Source organism: Carboxydothermus pertinax (genome assembly GCF_001950255.1).
Taxonomy (GTDB): Bacteria; Bacillota; Z-2901; order Carboxydothermales; family Carboxydothermaceae; genus Carboxydothermus; species Carboxydothermus pertinax.
Genome location: NZ_BDJK01000085.1, coordinates 1 through 224 on the forward strand (window position 1 = coordinate 1; position 224 = coordinate 224).

The 224-nt window shown below is 41.1% G+C and carries 1 protein-coding gene; it reads right to left on the reverse strand.

Features of this window, described 5'->3' with window-relative positions:
- Positions 1–224 (reverse strand): transposase (locus cpu_RS13125; RefSeq protein WP_200800705.1); only part of this gene is annotated, 224 nt, incomplete at both ends.

Here is a 224-nt window from a genome sequence, read left to right on the forward strand (position 1 = left end):
TTTTCTCCTGAATTTTTTGAGGCTTCCTTCTGCCATTCAAAATATTCGGCTATGTCCAAGTATTTTTTACTCGAGGCCCATTTTTCATCTTGTTCCATTAGTAAAGCACCAATCAAGCGGATAGCCGATTCCCGATTAGGAAAGATCCTAATAACCCTTTCGCGCCGGCGGATTTCTTCGTTTAACCGTTCTAAACTATTGGTGGTACGAAGTCTTTTGCGATA